This window comes from Vibrio sp. Sgm 5 (genome assembly GCF_026241575.1).
Classification (GTDB): domain Bacteria; phylum Pseudomonadota; class Gammaproteobacteria; order Enterobacterales; family Vibrionaceae; genus Vibrio; species Vibrio jasicida.
On record NZ_JAPHPY010000010.1, the window covers coordinates 81,451 to 96,902 of the forward strand.

At 45.4% G+C, this 15,452-nt stretch carries 14 protein-coding genes; 8 read left to right on the top strand and 6 right to left on the bottom strand.

The genetic code is table 11. The features are described 5' to 3' along the window. Nucleotides 1-67: 67 nt before the first annotated feature. Nucleotides 68-1,375 carry a dicarboxylate/amino acid:cation symporter gene (locus OQJ86_RS08045; protein ID WP_265987434.1) on the top strand — a complete coding sequence of 436 codons (1,308 nt, stop codon included), beginning with the start codon at nucleotides 68-70 and terminating at the stop codon, nucleotides 1,373-1,375. A 51-nt stretch (nucleotides 1,376-1,426) separates the two neighbouring features. Here the strand turns inward: OQJ86_RS08045 and OQJ86_RS08050 are convergent, their stop codons facing one another. The 3 genes from OQJ86_RS08050 to norR form a co-directional block, all read right to left on the bottom strand. Next, nucleotides 1,427-1,960 carry a cytochrome b gene (locus OQJ86_RS08050; protein ID WP_038870389.1) on the bottom strand — a complete coding sequence of 178 codons (534 nt, stop codon included), beginning with the start codon at nucleotides 1,958-1,960 and terminating at the stop codon, nucleotides 1,427-1,429. Nucleotides 1,961-2,116: 156 nt separating this feature from the next. Next, a complete protein-coding gene (locus tag OQJ86_RS08055) occupies nucleotides 2,117-2,764 on the bottom strand; it encodes an HAD family hydrolase (protein WP_265987435.1) in 648 nt (215 codons plus the stop codon). Between the two features lie 97 nt (nucleotides 2,765-2,861). Continuing rightward, entirely contained in the window at nucleotides 2,862-4,394 is a 1,533-nt protein-coding gene (gene norR / locus OQJ86_RS08060; RefSeq protein WP_265987436.1) for a nitric oxide reductase transcriptional regulator NorR, read from the bottom strand. A gap of 190 nt (nucleotides 4,395-4,584) precedes the next feature. Here norR and norV point away from each other — a divergent pair, with 190 nt between their 5' ends. The 5 genes from norV (at nucleotide 4,585) to OQJ86_RS08085 (ending at nucleotide 9,608) form a co-directional block, all read left to right on the top strand. Beyond that, nucleotides 4,585-6,087, top strand: a complete 1,503-nt coding sequence (gene norV / locus OQJ86_RS08065; protein WP_265987437.1) for an anaerobic nitric oxide reductase flavorubredoxin — start codon at nucleotides 4,585-4,587, stop codon at nucleotides 6,085-6,087. A gap of 10 nt (nucleotides 6,088-6,097) precedes the next feature. After that, nucleotides 6,098-7,246: an NADH:flavorubredoxin reductase NorW gene (gene norW / locus OQJ86_RS08070; RefSeq protein WP_045462254.1), complete on the top strand. Its 1,149-nt coding sequence runs from the start codon at nucleotides 6,098-6,100 to the stop codon at nucleotides 7,244-7,246. A 42-nt stretch (nucleotides 7,247-7,288) separates the two neighbouring features. Beyond that, nucleotides 7,289-7,627, top strand: coding sequence for a DUF1971 domain-containing protein (locus OQJ86_RS08075; protein WP_038870398.1), 339 nt, complete (start codon nucleotides 7,289-7,291; stop codon nucleotides 7,625-7,627). A gap of 662 nt (nucleotides 7,628-8,289) precedes the next feature. Then, a complete protein-coding gene (locus OQJ86_RS08080) occupies nucleotides 8,290-8,613 on the top strand; it encodes a DUF3302 domain-containing protein (RefSeq protein ID WP_005441217.1) in 324 nt (107 codons plus the stop codon). Further along, the gene (locus tag OQJ86_RS08085) at nucleotides 8,613-9,608 is read left to right on the top strand and encodes an HlyD family secretion protein (RefSeq protein WP_045462251.1); all 996 of its coding nucleotides are present in this window, start codon (nucleotides 8,613-8,615) and stop codon (nucleotides 9,606-9,608) included. Before OQJ86_RS08080 ends, OQJ86_RS08085 begins: the two co-directional genes overlap by 1 nt. A gap of 65 nt (nucleotides 9,609-9,673) precedes the next feature. Here OQJ86_RS08085 and OQJ86_RS08090 read toward each other — a convergent pair whose 3' ends face one another. Then, on the bottom strand, nucleotides 9,674-10,579 hold the full coding sequence (locus tag OQJ86_RS08090; RefSeq protein ID WP_038870402.1) for a LysR family transcriptional regulator: 906 nt from the start codon (nucleotides 10,577-10,579) through the stop codon (nucleotides 9,674-9,676). Between the two features lie 286 nt (nucleotides 10,580-10,865). Here OQJ86_RS08090 and OQJ86_RS08095 point away from each other — a divergent pair, with 286 nt between their 5' ends. Continuing rightward, on the top strand, nucleotides 10,866-11,522 hold the full coding sequence (locus tag OQJ86_RS08095) for a hypothetical protein (RefSeq protein ID WP_045404753.1): 657 nt from the start codon (nucleotides 10,866-10,868) through the stop codon (nucleotides 11,520-11,522). 548 nt (nucleotides 11,523-12,070) lie between these two features. Next, a complete protein-coding gene (locus tag OQJ86_RS08100; protein WP_038870406.1) occupies nucleotides 12,071-12,982 on the top strand; it encodes a DMT family transporter in 912 nt (303 codons plus the stop codon). Nucleotides 12,983-13,044: 62 nt separating this feature from the next. Here the strand turns inward: OQJ86_RS08100 and OQJ86_RS08105 are convergent, their stop codons facing one another. Beyond that, nucleotides 13,045-13,980, bottom strand: coding sequence for an ADP-ribosylglycohydrolase family protein (locus tag OQJ86_RS08105; protein WP_265987439.1), 936 nt, complete (start codon nucleotides 13,978-13,980; stop codon nucleotides 13,045-13,047). A gap of 186 nt (nucleotides 13,981-14,166) precedes the next feature. Then, nucleotides 14,167-15,399, bottom strand: a complete 1,233-nt coding sequence (manA, locus tag OQJ86_RS08110; RefSeq protein ID WP_265987440.1) for a mannose-6-phosphate isomerase, class I — start codon at nucleotides 15,397-15,399, stop codon at nucleotides 14,167-14,169. Nucleotides 15,400-15,452: the final 53 nt, after the last annotated feature.

Here is a 15,452-nt window from a genome sequence, read left to right on the forward strand (position 1 = left end):
TCACTTCCATTTTTTCATTTTTATCGAGCGCCCAAATCATCAGGATTTGTGGCGCTAGGTGTTTTTTATGCGTCATTTGCAACTCTCTTTGCCCGTTCAACTTCTTATTTCTGCCCTACTTGCGTGGGGTGGGGCTCAAGCCATCCTTCTTTTAGTCGACCATGGGTTGGCAGACAAATCGCTTTTACTGTCGAGTGATTACTACCAAATTTTAATGTTGGGCAAAACGGTCTATCTCGGCTTACTGAAAATGGTAGTGGGTTTGATGGTGCTGTTTTCTCTTGTCGAAGGCATCACCAATATTGGTTCAACCGTTCGCCTTAAAGCGCTGGGTGGACGAACACTGCTCTTCTACAGTTTCACCACCTTAATTGCCATTAGTTTAGGACTTGGTGCGTCGTTAGCATTGCCTGCATGGGAGCCACTTAGCCAAAGCATTTCTGTGGGTAGTGATGTCCATTTGATTGACGAGCAAGGCGCTGGTGGTGCCGCCATACTCACTAATCTCGTTAAGATGGCGATGGTGAATCCGTTTGCTGCACTGGCGAATGGTAACTTACTGGCGATCGTGGTTTTCTCCTTTATGGCAGGCGTTGCGATTTTGCTTTCTGTTCCGTCAGGTCATCCGTTGCTAGCGGTGATTTCGGGGCTGAACAAAAGCGTCAACACCATGATTCGAGGCATCGTTAAGCTGTCTCCGATTGCTATTTTTGCGATCGTGTTTGATATCACGCTGACTTCAAGTGGGAATCTGATTCAGCAACTCGCGTTGTTTGCGTTACTGGTGTTTGTGCTCACGATGGTGCACGGGTTAGTCGTGTTACCAACGATTGCCAAGGTAATGACGGGCATCTCTCCAGTTGCGTTATTTAAAGCGATTTCAGCACCATTAGCCATGGCGTTTGCGACGTCATCAAGTGCGGCAGCGCTGCCTTTAGCAAAGCAAAGTGCGGAAGACAATTTAGATGTCGCGCCAGAAGTCAGTAGCATGGTGTTGCCACTCGGCTCTGTAATGAACATGGATGGCACCGCGTTATTTGAAGGTGTCGCTGCGATTTTCCTAGCACAGTTGTTTGGTGTGGATTTGAGTACCACTGGATTGGTGATGATCTTCATCATGGCGATGGTTTCTTCCGTAGGTGCACCGGGCATGCCTTCGGGCTCCATGTCGGGGATGCAGTTAGTGCTGTTAGCTGCGGGTATTCCGCTGGAAGCGATTGCGATTTTATTGGTGATAGAAAGACCGTTGGATACGTTCCGCACCGCTGTTAATGTTGAAGGGGATTTGATTGCGACGCTTGTGATCGACCGCTGGCAGAAGAAGCAGACGATAGAACCTCAATCGCTCGATTCTTCAGAGATGTTGATGAGCTAAAAATAAAACGCACTCCCAATTGAGAGTGCGTTTTTTGTATCTATATCGATTCTACGAGCGACCAAGCATTCGAGAAATGGTGCCATCTTTGTCGACCACTTGGTGTTTGATAGCGCCAGCAACGTGAAGAACAAACACAGCAATCAGAATTTCCACTGCAGAGTGATGAATGGTTGAGCCGAGTTCTTGAAGCCAAGGGGTTTCTGGACCTTCAGCGATAATAACCCAACCGAAGATATCGACCGCTCGGCCACCACCAGCGCTCATTGCGATGCCAGAGATAGGCATTGCCAAAGTAGCGAGCAGAAGGATACCGTGTACTGCTTTGGCCGCTTTATCTTGCCATGCAGGCATTTCTGAAGCGGGTGGTAGAGCACCTTCTTTTAAGCGCCACACTAGACGGATAAGAGCGACAACTAAAATGATAGCGCCTAGTGATTTGTGGATGCCATACCACTCAAACTTTTCTGGGCTGCGTGGCAAATCGACCATGTAAAGCCCTAGAGCGAACACCCCGATAAAAGCAAGTCCAGTTACCCAGTGCAAAGCGATAGTTTGCCAAGTTAATGGCTTTTTGTTGAGCATAATATAATCCTTGTTTTATGTGTGGTTATGCGAGTGATTATCTATTAATGTTGTGAATATAACTACACAGTTATGTGTAAAGTTGGGTAAATATTATCCACAAAAAACGCCCCAAAAGATGGAGCGTTTTTAGTCAGTTAGATGAGAGGAAACGGGTTATGCCTGTTTTAACTCAGCTAATGCGTGATTCAAGGAAGGAACAATTGCATGGCCAAAGGCACGAACTTCTTCGCAAGGTTCAACAAGATCTGGGATTTGGAAAGTAACCATGTGCGCCGCTACTGCAGAACGTACGCCATTGTTGGAATCTTCAAACGCGATACATTTGGTTGGATCTACGTTTAGACGATTTGCTGCAAGCAGGTAGATCTCTGGATCTGGTTTGCCGTGTGACACTTCACAGCCTGTCGTTAAGTTGTCGAAATACTTGCTTAGGCCCGCCAGTTCCAACTTCTTCTGTGCTACTTCTTTCGCTGTTGATGTTGCCACTGCGGTAGGAATGCCTTTTTCCTTCAACCACTCTAGCAATTCAACTACGCCATCTTTCACTGGTATCGCTTGATGTTTTACCACTGCATCGTATCGGTCACGCCACTCTTTGTGCAATCGGTCAAGATCATCCCCATAAGCTTTGCGGAAAATCACTTCAATGCCTGCTGCATTGCGACCAATGATTGAAAGGTAAACGTCTTTATAGAATGGGAGGTTTTGTGCTTCACACGCTTCTTGGAAAATGCGCATGCAGACACGTTCCGTATCGAGGAGCAAACCATCCATGTCAAAAATAGCAGCTTGATAATTCATTACTTTATGACTTGTCGATTGAGATGGCGCATTTTGACACAAGCAAGATCGATTTTCCTGCGTAATTCCACCATCTCACACGCTTTTTACCCAATCCCTATTTTATCCCTAGGCGTTTCGCTAATCGGTGTAAATTGCCGTTATCTATTTCAAGCTGGCGTGCCGTTGCTGCCCAGTTGCCTTGATTCTCTTCCAGAGCTCGAACAATCATCGCTTTTTGGAAGGCATCTGTAGCAGGCTTTAATCCGCCTTCTGGTAGCTCAAGCCGAGAGTTTTGTTCCGTTTCTTCAACGTTATTAATGTTCTGATTCGGCGTTCGGATATCAAAATCTTGTTCAACTAACTCGATGTCCATAGCGTGGGTACGCGCTTTTGCCAAAACACCAGCACGTTTAATGACATGTTCAAGTTCCCGCACATTGCCTGGCCATGAATAGTCTTTGAGTGCTTGCACCAAAGTGGGAGACAAACGAATGCTGTTTAATCCCAATTTGCTTCTCAAGCGTTCGGCAAAAAAGCCCGCTAATAACAACACATCGTCTTCACGTTCACGAAGAGGCGGAACATGAAGGGGGAAGACGCTTAGACGGTGATACAAATCGGCTCGGAAGCGCCCAGCGGTTACTTCTTCATGCAATATACGGTTGGTGGCGGCGACAATGCGTGTGTTGACTCGAATATGGCGATCATCACCCACACGTTGAATGTCGCCGTATTGTAGAGCTCGAAGTAACTTAGCTTGCAGTTCTAACGACAGTTCGCCAACTTCATCCAAAAACAGTGTGCCGCCGTCGGCTTGTTCGAACTTACCCTTGCGATTGCTGATCGCGCCTGTAAAAGCACCTTTGATATGACCGAACAACTCGCTTTCCGCCACTGATTCCGGCAGCGCCGCACAGTTTAGGTAAACCAAGGTATTGCTAGAGCGGCTAGAGCTATGGTGAATAGCGCTGGCAACTAACTCTTTACCTACGCCCGTTTCTCCCATCACCAGCACAGACAATTCAGTATCGGCGACTGCATCAATCTGCTCTTGAAGATTCTTCATGCCCTGAGAGTTGCCAATGATTTCGTTACTTAAGGTGCGTTTCTCAGCGTAAGAGTCACGTGGCAGGCTCGCTTGTGTCTCTAGTTGTTCTAGTAGGAGTGCAGTGTGTAGGCCACCTGCTGCCAATGCGCTGACAAAACGTAATTCTTGGTTGCGTAGCCCATCAAACTGGTTGGGGTCGAAGGCGTCAATCGTAATGGCACCAATCAGTTGATCGTCGATCAGCAAAGGTAAACCAATGCAGGAATGGACATGCAGTTTGTCATCGTGGTTTGGAATCAAGCCATCGTATGGATCCGGTAAATCGCTGTCGGAGGGAAAGCGCACGATATCGCCTGCTCGGGCAATGGCTTCTAATCTTGGGTGCTGCTCAATGGAGAAACGGCGTCCAAGCACTTCTTTCGCCAATCCATTGATCGCTAAAGGTTTAAAGTGCTGGTCTTCATACAAAAGAAGGGCAGAAGAGTCACACTTCAATACATCTCGAATCGTGGTTAATAACGTATCGAAGCGAGCCTGTTGAGTGAGCGCCGAGTTAAGGTCTTGCGTGATGTGTAGCCATTGCGCGATTAAAGAAGTCATAGCCAATACCAATTGTGTCAATATGACTATTGTAGTGTCTTAATGACAATTTTCAACTGTGTCTAAATGACATATATTAAAGTTGGATTTTAATTAAATCATTGAAAGATATAGAAATTAAAAGTTGGCACGCCCAGTGCAATACAAGAAGAAATTATTTTTGTTTATCCCGTCATTCAAGGTAGTAATTATGACAATTCACGTAAAAAACAACATCCACTGGGTAGGTCAACGCGATTGGGAAGTTCAGGACTTCCATGGTACAGAATACAAAATGACAAAAGGTACCAGCTACAACAGTTATCTAATTCGTGAAGAGAAAACCGTATTGATTGATACGGTCGATCATCGATTCAGTCAACAATTCATCCAAAATTTAGAGATGGAAATCGACCTTAAGTCTATCGACTTTATCGTGGTAAACCATGCAGAAGAAGATCACTCAGGCGCATTGTCGGCATTAATGGAGAAGATTCCGAACACGCCAATTTACTGTACAGAAGCGGCGATTGATTCGATTGTGGGTCATCACCACCATCCTGAGTGGAACTTCAAAACCGTAAAAACGGGCGATAGCATTGATATTGGTAACGGTAAGCAATTGGTGTTCGTGGAAGCGCCGATGCTGCATTGGCCAGACAGCATGATGACTTATCTAACTGGCGATGCAGTGTTATTCAGTAACGACGCATTTGGTCAGCACTACTGCGATGAACGCTTATTCAATGATGAAGTGGATCAAAATGAGTTGATGGAACAGTGTTTGCGTTACTACTCAAACATCCTAACGCCGTTCAGCAGTTTGGTAACCGCCAAAATCAAAGAAGTGCTGAGCTTCAATTTGCCTGTTGACATGATCGCTACGTCACACGGTATTGTATGGCGCGATAATCCAGTTCAAATCATCGAGCAATACTTAGCATGGGCAGACAATTATCAAGAAGATCGCATTACGATTTTCTACGATTCTATGTCAAACAACACCCGAATGATGGCCGATGCAATCGCGCAAGGCATTCATGATGTTGACCCTGGCGTGGCGGTCAAAGTCTTTAATGTCTCTAAGCATGATAAGAATGAAATTCTCGCCAATGTATTCCGCTCAAAAGGCATCTTGGTTGGTTCGTCTACCATGAATAACGTCATGATGCCGAAGATCGCAGGCATGCTAGAAGAAATTACCGGTCTGCGCTTTAAAGCGAAAAAGGCCGCTGCATTCGGTAGCTACGGGTGGAATAGTGGCGCGGTGGATCGTATCCATGCTCGATTGACCGACGCAGGTTTTGAAACCGCAGTGAGCTTGAAAACCAAATGGCGACCAGATGGTAAAGCGATGCGTGAATGTCGCGAACATGGTCAGAACATCGCGAAATTGTGGGCAAAGCATGATCTGAAAAGTTCTGTTATATCTCCGGCGATTGCTGCGTCTGCACCACAAGTTCAATCACAACCCGCTGCACAAGTAGCAACACAAGCTGTGTTAGATACCGCTCCTAGTAACCCTAGTACCGAGGCGCACCCTGCAGATTGTCAATGCATGGTTTGTACGGTTTGCAATTGGGTGTACGACCCAGCTAAAGGTGAGCCTAATCAAGGCGTTGAACCGGGTACAGCATGGTCTGAAGTGCCAGATTACTTCTTGTGCCCAGAATGTCACTTGGGTAAAGACGTCTTTGTCGAATACAACGGGTAAGGGGGCGAATATGCAAGCACCTATTGTGATTATTGGTAGCGGCTTTGCGGCTTACCAATTGGTGAAAACAGTGCGCCGAATGGACGCACATATTCCGCTGCAAGTGTTTACTGCTGATGATGGTGCGGAATACAACAAGCCCGATTTGAGTCATGTATTCAGTAACAAGCAAACTGCCCAAGACTTGGTAGTTAAAAGTGGTGAGGCGTTTGCACAGGAACACAACATCGAACTGTTCGTCCATACCATGATTGAGCATGTCGACGTGCAAGCTCAGCAAGTGGTAGTCAATGGTCAAGCCTACCCTTACTCCAAACTGGTGTTTGCGACAGGCGCGAAAGCCTTTGTGCCGCCAATATCTGGTGATGCAGCACCTGAGGTGATAACGCTGAACTCGCTACAAGAATATCAAATAGCTGAAGAGCAAATCAGTCGTGCGAAACGAATTCTAGTAATGGGTGGTGGTCTGATCGGGGTCGAGATCGCTATGGATCTTGCAGCCAGTGGTAAAGCCGTTACGGTGGTTGAGCCAAATCCCCGTTTGCTCGCTAACCTGATTCCTGAATTTGTTGCATTGTCGCTGGAGAACCAACTTAAGCAGCAAGGTATTCAACTTGCCTTGGAGACTGGTGTAGTTGCGATCAATCGTTCAGATGATTCGCTGGTGGCAAGCTTGAGCAAAGGTAAAGCAATCGAAGCCGATGTAGTGATTTCAGCTGCGGGTTTACGTGCTAACACTTGGTTAGCGAAGGCTTGTGGGTTGAGCGTGAATAAAGGCATCGAGGTGGATGCTCGATTACAGACATCAGCAGCCAATGTGTTCGCATTAGGCGATTGTGCCGAGATCCAAGGTCGACTGATGCCGTATCTCCAACCGATCGTGCTAAGTGCCAATGCTTTGGGCAAACAACTACTGGGGCAAGAAGCAGAGCTGAAACTACCGCCTATGATGGTAAAGGTGAAAACGCCGAGCTACCCAATTCAATTGGCAGGCGATTTTAGTTCGGTGACGAGTTGGAGCGTGCAGATTTCTCAAACTGGCATTGCCGCGAAGGCAGAAGATGAAAATAGCCGACTCATGGGCTTCGTCGTGACGGGAGAACAAGCTACGCAAGCATTTCCACTACTTCGAGAGTTGTCTCAAGCCGCTCAGGCTTAACCGATTTAAACGAAAAGAATTGTAATTAGAGAGGGTATCATTATGTCGCATCTACGAATTCCTAAAGACTGGACAGTTCAACGTTCAACGCCTTTCTTCACTAAAGACAATGTGCCACCAGCGCTACTGACTCATCACAATACCGCTGAGGGAGTGTTTGGACAGCTGTGCGTCATGGAAGGGCAAGTGACCTACTACGGCTTTGCTGATGAACACGCAACAGAAGCAGAAGTAGTGGTGGTGATTAATGCAGGCCAGTTTGCTACCAGCCCACCGCAGTACTGGCACCGTATTGAGATGAGCGATGATGCTCAGTTCAACATCAATTTCTGGTCGAATAAAGACAAGAGTGGGCAAGCGATGTTCCACGCGAAGAAATAACGCATACAGAAGTTAATACAGCGCTAATTTGTCGGGAAGAAGCGTTTTCTATCAAGCTTAATCATTAAGCGTAGGTAAAAGGGCAGAGATTCGTCTCTGCTCTTTTTTATGTATGCTTTGGGGCACTTTAAATTCTTCACGGGTTTGTTCTGTGACTCTTATCACTAAGCAATAACTGTCAGCCAATTGAATAAGTGTTATGTTATAACATAATTTCAATTCCATTTTGAACAGTCAAAGAATAAAAGTGATTTTAGGTTTGTTGCTTGTGCCGGGTTATTAATACCCGTTTAGAGAGATGGAGGGGTCCAATCGATTTTTTCGGAATATTTACTGGCCTTGCAACCTTATCCAAAGCGATATCAATATTGGTATCGCTTTTTTTCTGCTTGTAGAAAGCGAGATTCGATCCTGTTCTGCTTATTCTGAAACCATTCAGAACTTGAATGGGTATAGAGGTCTAACTTGATGATTTTATGGACAATTAAATATCACTAAACTGTCATTTAAACAGGAATCAATAGTCCTGATGTAAGCCTCATCCTACTATTTCTTCATTGCGACGGAGCGACAAGCTTAAGGAAAGTCATCACTCAGTTACGTTTTAGCAGTGTTTAGTGCGTCTTAAACGTCTAGAACGTCTTAAACTAGGAGCTTCCACAATGAATTTAACCCTGGACTACGCCTCTCTGGCGATCTTATTTGTGGTGCTGTTGATTCTGATTTTTGGATTGATTGCCCTACACGATATTCCCTACGAAATTGCGAAAAAACGTAACCACCCTCATGCCGATGCGATTCATGTTGCGGGATGGGTGAGCTTGTTCTTCCTTCATGTGATTTGGCCGTTCCTTTGGATCTGGGCAACCATGTACGACGGAGAGAAGAAAAACTGGTTAGGTGCTAAGCCTTCGATATCTCAACAAGATTACGAGCAGCTGTTAGCCCGCATCAATCAACTTGAGCAAGCGAAAGGGGAAGAATAATGGAAACACTCATCATCCTAAGTTACGTAGCGCTGTGCGTTATCGTGTTTCGAGTATTTCGTGTGCCTAAAACCAAGTGGACACTCACCACGGCGTCGGTCATTGGCATGTTCATCGTTGGTTGGATTTTTCTCTACATGGCGATGTATCAACCGGTTTCTCGTATGGCGCGTTTGTATAGCGTGACGACGCCAATCACTTCTCAGGTAGAAGGCATGGTTACCCAAGTGTATGTGCAAGGAAACCAGCAAGTGAAAGCGGGTGACCCACTTTACCAAATTGACGACACGCCATTTAAAGACAAAGTGAACCGTATTCAAAGTGACATCAAACGCACGGAATCAGCGATTGATTTTTACCAATCTGAATTAGCGAGATACAAAAAGCTGGGCAGCAAAGGTTACTCTTCTCAAGAGAAAATCGACAACATTGAGAACCAATTACTGGAGCAAAAAGCCAATCAAAGCAAATACCAATCCGAGCTCGAAGTTGCACAGTTTAATCTGAGCAAAACCACCGTTACCGCACCAACGGATGGGTATGTCACGCAAGTGGCGCTGCGTCCGGGTATGAAGAGTCGTATTGTGCCGTTTCAAGGCAACCTGACCTTCGTCCACAAAGAAGAAAAACAGTTGTTTGCTGCATTTAAACAAGCGCCAGCACGATATGTGAAAGTCGGTTATCCGGCGGAAGTGACCTTCAATACTATTCCTGGTCATGCTTACAAGGCGCATGTGACACAAGTAAATGACATTTTTGCTCAGGGCGCGATATCACCATCAGGTAACATGAAGTACCCAGAGCAAATTCCTGCTGGTGGCCGAATCTTAGTGAAAGTGGAATTGGATAATCCAGACTTAGTCAAAGACATGCCATTGCCATCTGGCACTGATGCACACGTCGCGGTGTACTCACCTAAATGGGAAATGTTCAGCATCGTACGTAAAGTGATTCTGAGAATGCAGAGTTGGCAAAACTGGTTATTCGAAGGCTAATGATATCAAAGGCAAAGCTGCAGGTTTTGCCCTTTTTCTATGGGTGTACTGCTATTGCTCGTCTGTTACTCGATGGATTGAGTGACCGCTTGTTTAATAGCATTCCTTAGCCATTCATGCCCTTTGTCGTTCTTTTGTGATTGGTGCCACGTCATGTAAATAGGTACCTTATTGGCTTCAAAGGGCAAAGGGAAAGCGTTCAATCCGAGCTTGCTTGCCAAGTTGTCAGAGAACCAACGCGAGGTAACGCATATCCAATCGGTTTGAGACACTAACTGTAGCGCTGTCATGGTCGAGCCGGTGGAATAAGCCACTTGTCTCGGGGGAAGCGTATCTTCGATGATCAAAGAGTCTAAAGCGTTGGTGTTGAGCCGCTGCGTTCGCCAAGTTACATGAGACTCACGCATGAAGTCGTCGTACGTTAGCGTGTTTTGAATACGAGGATGATCTTGGCTTACAGTCACCATAAGTTCCTGTTCAAACAGCAATTCATTGTGATAACCATGATCCGTCAAAGGCACGGTAGCAAGGATCACATCCACGCGTCGACGTCTTAAGTCGTCTTGACGGTCTTGTTCGTTTAAGTGTTCCACATCCGCTTCAATAGATACCAATGGCGCATGCTGAGATTTGTATTTCGCCAAGGCTGGCACGAGCATTAAATCGATATCTTTATGGCTAGAGATTCGAAACGTGCGTTGGCTGGTTTCTGGCGTGAATTCTTGACGAGATTTCGAACCGTTGATCAATAGGCTTAAAGGCTCTTTAATTTCTGCGTGTAACTCAATCGCGAAATTCGTCGGCACGATACCTCTGCCTTGACGAACAAAGAGGGGATCTTGGTATTGATCTCTTAACTTGTTGAGTGCGTGACTCACGGCGGGCGCAGTGATATTTAACGCGGTAGCGGCATCGTTGACGCTTTTTGACTTCATGACTGCATCAAACGTTTTTAACAAGTTAAGGTCCATACATGCTCTCTCAGTTGGTTATCTTTCATTGTAAGCAGACTATGAAAGTAAAATAAAGTTTAAGCACATTTGGCAAGCGTTCGTTCTAGAAGGGAGAATAAAACAGGCTTTTACTGAGTTGATTTGCTGTTAATTATATGAATAAAAAGGGTTTTATATGATTTTGTGGTAATTTTAGTCCTGATATATGGATCTAATATCACAAATTTTTATATTAAAGTTGTTTCATATTTGTTTGGTAAGTTAGTTTCCCTCTCGAATCTAATGAGGAGAATAGAACATTACTATGAAAAATATAAAAGTTGCAGTCGTCTTCATCGCTGGTATTAGCCTACAAGCTCATGCCAACAACTCAGTTGATATCACCAGTAGCACGCCTGAGGGAGTACATACAAAGTTTGAATCTGCTCATCAAGTCCATGATCGTATGGCGTCTTCTGGTTTTACGCTGCATCGTTGTGGTATCCAGTCTATCAAGAGAGGCCACATGGCTGATCAAGATATGGAAACCCCACATAGCCAGATTACTTGTATGTACTCAAAACCTGGTGCGCAAGTTACGGATGAATCCGAAATTGCTTATTGGCACTTAAACGTCGTTTACGATATGGGCAGCCAAATGTACAAAGCGGGCCACGAGTTTACCGATATCTATCAGACTCATATCTACACGCTAACACCAAGCTACCTTTTAGATGCTGCTCCTAACTTTCATCAGCAAAGAGGAAGTCTTCAGTCATCTGGTAAGAGCGTAGGTGAGTGTGAGTTGCAGCAAATTTACTACTTTATGAAGCCGACAGAGGCAACGTACCTTTCGCATGTTGCAACTTGCCCAGTTTATGCCGCAGAAGGTGAACTATCAGGTCACTTGAATGTTGCTATCGACTACAACTCAGAAAGAAAAGGCTATACGGAAGCTAGTGTTGGCTTTGAATCTCTATAGTCTTTTAGATTAGTCAGTATTCAACCTTTCGCTTTATGCACCAGTTAATGACTGGTGCATTTTTAACTTTGCTGAGACGCTCTGACAGCTTTACTTGTCTGTGCGAACCCTAAAAAAATATCCTAGCCTGCATTGGCTCAGGCTAGGGCGAAGCTCAGTCAGAGCGTTAAGGATTGCTAAAGAATTATATATGCCATTTGTTTTATATATGTTGCCAGCCATCACACTACTACGCCGTTAAGGTGATGGAGTGGTTAGTACATGTGATTTATGAAGGATAAACTCCATTTAGAACGATTTACTGCGCTCAACTTGGATCGCACACTTTATAGCTTTCTAAAACCACAAATAAAACAATGACATTGCCATGTGTCTTTTTTGTGGAGTAAATTTTCTCTAATTAAGGCTTTTGTAGAATAAATTTCCATATCTATTTAAATAGTGTTTGTAAATGGTAAAACATTTCTAGATGGAAGTTTTTAAAATGTGGCACGTCAATCTGGTGAAACAAGCCAGTGAATATTAAATGTTTTAAGTAAGTCGTCGTCATGAATTCAAAATCTTTTACTGCTGTACTCTTTCTATCCGTGTGTTTGATCTGGGGAACCACTTGGTTCGCAATGGAAGTCGCATTGCACTCTATTCCCCCTGTTCTTGCCACAGGTATGCGTTTTTTCCTTGCTGCGCCTTTGCTGTTTGTGATGGCAAAAGCATTCAAACAACCTTTGATGTTCCCAAAGGGTAAACGTCACTGGATTTTTATCGTGGCTGTTTTCTACTTTGCGATGCCGTTTACTCTGATGATTTACGGAGAGCAATACATCTCATCGGGTCTTGCATCGATTATTTTTGCCAACATGCCGGTTGCGGTGATGCTAATGTCTGGCCTGTTTTTAGGGCTGCGTTTAGCGCGTCACCAAGTGTTTGGCTTGTTGACGGCAGTGGTAAGTCTTTGTCTGATTTTGGGCAACGAGATGCAACTGGGTGGGGAAGATTACTTACTGGGTACGATGTCATTAGCTCTCGCGGTGGCAATGCATGCAGTGATGTATGTGCTAGTTCAAAAATACTGTAAGGACATCCAGGTGCTGACTTATAATGCACTGCCTTGTTTTATTGCTTCTCTTCTACTATTTGCTTTATCAGCAGTCTTTGAGCAAATTGATGTATTGGCGTTTACTTACGACTCAGTTCTAGCGGTGGTTTATCTTGGCTTTGTGGCAAGTGTTGGCGGTATTGTGGCTTACTTTAAACTGGGTCAGGTTTCGACACCGTTTCAAGCTTCGATTTGTTTTCTGATTTTCCCTTTGGTCGCGTTATTCCTATCCGCGTTTATTAATGGAGAAATGCTTTCAGAGCAGTCGATTATTTTAATGCTACCTCTTATGTTTGGCATTTTGTTAACCAAAGCTCCTAAGAAGCTTTTCAAGTTCCGCTCAGTGGCAGTACCCGCCGAGTAACGCATAGCAAGAGGCTCTCATGGGCCTCTTTTTTTGCCCTGAATCCGCAACATCCCCTTCTTTTATAAACACTGCAGTAAACGGCGAGGTAGTGCGGTTTTATCCATCCAGTGATTTGGAATCGACATTGGTGTGTCGTAGTAACTTGCCCCAAGAATGGCACCAAGCGGAATAGCTCGTCCACTTGAATCGCCGCCACAGTAAATGTTCTCACGCATGGTGGTTTCGTAGCTTTCTGAGTTCATCAACAAATGACAAATCACCACAAACGAAGCGTCTAAACCGCAATGCATCCCAACGGACTCCGCAACGCTGGTGGCGGTTCTGCCGCTCATCGCTTCTGCACGTTGAATATCGTTAGCAATCTTTGGAGAAACCGTCTGAGCTGCCATCACACACGCTTTGGGCGCAGCGCCTTGCAACGCCATCTGAATCATCACTGCGATAGCTTGGGCATACATAACTGCGGTGTCGTTGTTATTGGTAACCCGCACGGCGGAATCGACCAGTTTAGCGAGTTTGTCATCATCGGAATGAAAAGCCACCAACGGCGGAAGCTTAGATAGTGCAGGGTTTTGCGTGTCGTCAGCCCCACATAAGGTCACACGCAGTTCTTTGGCTGCCAACTCATGAATGTTGAGCAGTGTTTGCTTTGTCGGTTTGTCTGTATAGCCCTGCCATTTACCACCAAAATCAAACCATTCTCGAAAGGAGCGAATGTAACGCGCCTCGTCGTAGTGTCCGGTTTGAACCAGAGCGTCTAGCATGGCAACAAGCTGCGCGCCATAGTGGGTGAGGTCACCGACTTGCTTGCTACCGTGGGCAAAATAACCTTTGTCATGGTATTCAGTTCGGTTAGGTTGGTGAAATTCCGGATGCGGAGAACCAAACTGCCTGATGAGTTCTTGATCGTAAAGCCAATGAAATCCGAGAGATGCTGCATCACCGACGAGTGCGCCGATAATGGCATGAAGAGAGTGAGCGTTTCTGTGAGTCATCTTGCCACCTTTATCAACAGGGCTACTCAATAAGTCTTACACAGTTTCTTGGTTTTGTAGGGGAATTTTTCTGTTTTGGATCAAGACTATAGTGCTTAATTAACCATTGATTTATTGGGGTTAAAAGCAAAACGCCCCGCGAGTGGCGAGGCGTTGGTTTTAGTGGCGTACTATTAACAATAACGATTAACTGTAAGCGCGTGCGACGCGACCTTCACAATCCAATGTGACCTGTTTTGCGTAAGCCGGAATGAAAACTGATTGTCCTTTTTCAACTACGCATGTTTCGCCGTTTGCGTGAGTTAGCACAAGTTTGGTATCCAGAGGCATAAGGATCTCAGCGGTTTGTACTTCAAGAGTGCGCTGGTGAGCTTGTTTAACGATGGCGAATTTGAAATCGTCGACTGGGATTGGGTATTCCAACATATCGTCGATTTCGTTTGGTGCGAGCAGTAGGCTGTCGAATGGCTTCTCGTTGAAGCGTGTACACGCAACAAGCTCTTTCACGTCCATGTATTTTGGTGTCAGACCCGCGCGCAGTACGTTGTCTGAGTTCGCCATGATCTCAAGACCTGTACCTTTCAAGTAAGCGTGTGGCGTTTCTGCATCTAAGAACATGGCATCGCCCGGTTGTAGGGTAATGACATTAAGCATCAGTGGTGCAAACAAACCAATATCGCCAGGGTATTGCTTCTCTAGCTCAAGAATAAGGTTGAACAGAGGTAAGTCGGTGATGCGAGCTTGAGCCAATAGCACCGTCAACGCCATCTCTTTCTGTTCACCCTCTAATGACAGTAGACCCGAGAAGAAGGTCGCCAAGCCTGTTGGCGTCTGGTTTGCGATAAGGTCATCCACCAAGCCTTGCAGCTCAGGAATCGCCAGTTCAGAGAAGAAGCTGATGATTTCACTTGTTGGGCGGAAGCCATTCATCGCTTGGTATTGGGTTAGCGCGTAAACCAATTCAGGTTTGTGGTTTGGATCTTTGTAGTTGCGGTTTGCAGCGGTTAAGGGGATGCCTTGTTTTTCTTCCAGTGCAAAACCTAGCTCTGCTTGTTGTTTGTTTGGGTGGACCTGAATCGACAGCGCTTTCTCAGCGGCAAGCACTTTAAACAGGTATGGAAGTTCACCAAAACGGTTTGTGACTTCTTCACTCAGAAAGGCATTCATGTCTTGAGCAATCAGTGAAGAGAGCTTGGTCTCCTCACCGTTTACCATCACCAATGAGCAACCGTTTGGATGCGCGCCCATCCATACTTCTGCTTGTGGTTCGCCCGTTGGGTTTTCAATGCCAAACAGTTGGTTAACAGAAGTAGTACTGCCCCAAGCGTAGTTTTGAATCACGTTGTTCATCAGGAAAAACATCGGATGCTTAGCTTGAGTTTGAATCGTTTGTGTATCGGACATCGTTAAATCAGACATAGAGTGTCACCATGAGAGAAAATCATGGCTTGGGCGACATTGCCCAAGCCATA

Coding starts and splice junctions, on each gene's coding strand:
- OQJ86_RS08045 (WP_265987434.1), top strand. CDS start 68: ATGCGTCATTTGCAACTCTCTTTGCCCGTTCAACTTCTTATTTCTGCC.
- OQJ86_RS08050 (WP_038870389.1), bottom strand. CDS start 1,960: ATGCTCAACAAAAAGCCATTAACTTGGCAAACTATCGCTTTGCACTGG.
- OQJ86_RS08055 (WP_265987435.1), bottom strand. CDS start 2,764: ATGAATTATCAAGCTGCTATTTTTGACATGGATGGTTTGCTCCTCGAT.
- norR (WP_265987436.1), bottom strand. CDS start 4,394: ATGACTTCTTTAATCGCGCAATGGCTACACATCACGCAAGACCTTAAC.
- norV (WP_265987437.1), top strand. CDS start 4,585: ATGACAATTCACGTAAAAAACAACATCCACTGGGTAGGTCAACGCGAT.
- norW (WP_045462254.1), top strand. CDS start 6,098: ATGCAAGCACCTATTGTGATTATTGGTAGCGGCTTTGCGGCTTACCAA.
- OQJ86_RS08075 (WP_038870398.1), top strand. CDS start 7,289: ATGTCGCATCTACGAATTCCTAAAGACTGGACAGTTCAACGTTCAACG.
- OQJ86_RS08080 (WP_005441217.1), top strand. CDS start 8,290: ATGAATTTAACCCTGGACTACGCCTCTCTGGCGATCTTATTTGTGGTG.
- OQJ86_RS08085 (WP_045462251.1), top strand. CDS start 8,613: ATGGAAACACTCATCATCCTAAGTTACGTAGCGCTGTGCGTTATCGTG.
- OQJ86_RS08090 (WP_038870402.1), bottom strand. CDS start 10,579: ATGGACCTTAACTTGTTAAAAACGTTTGATGCAGTCATGAAGTCAAAA.
- OQJ86_RS08095 (WP_045404753.1), top strand. CDS start 10,866: ATGAAAAATATAAAAGTTGCAGTCGTCTTCATCGCTGGTATTAGCCTA.
- OQJ86_RS08100 (WP_038870406.1), top strand. CDS start 12,071: ATGAATTCAAAATCTTTTACTGCTGTACTCTTTCTATCCGTGTGTTTG.
- OQJ86_RS08105 (WP_265987439.1), bottom strand. CDS start 13,980: ATGACTCACAGAAACGCTCACTCTCTTCATGCCATTATCGGCGCACTC.
- manA (WP_265987440.1), bottom strand. CDS start 15,399: ATGTCTGATTTAACGATGTCCGATACACAAACGATTCAAACTCAAGCT.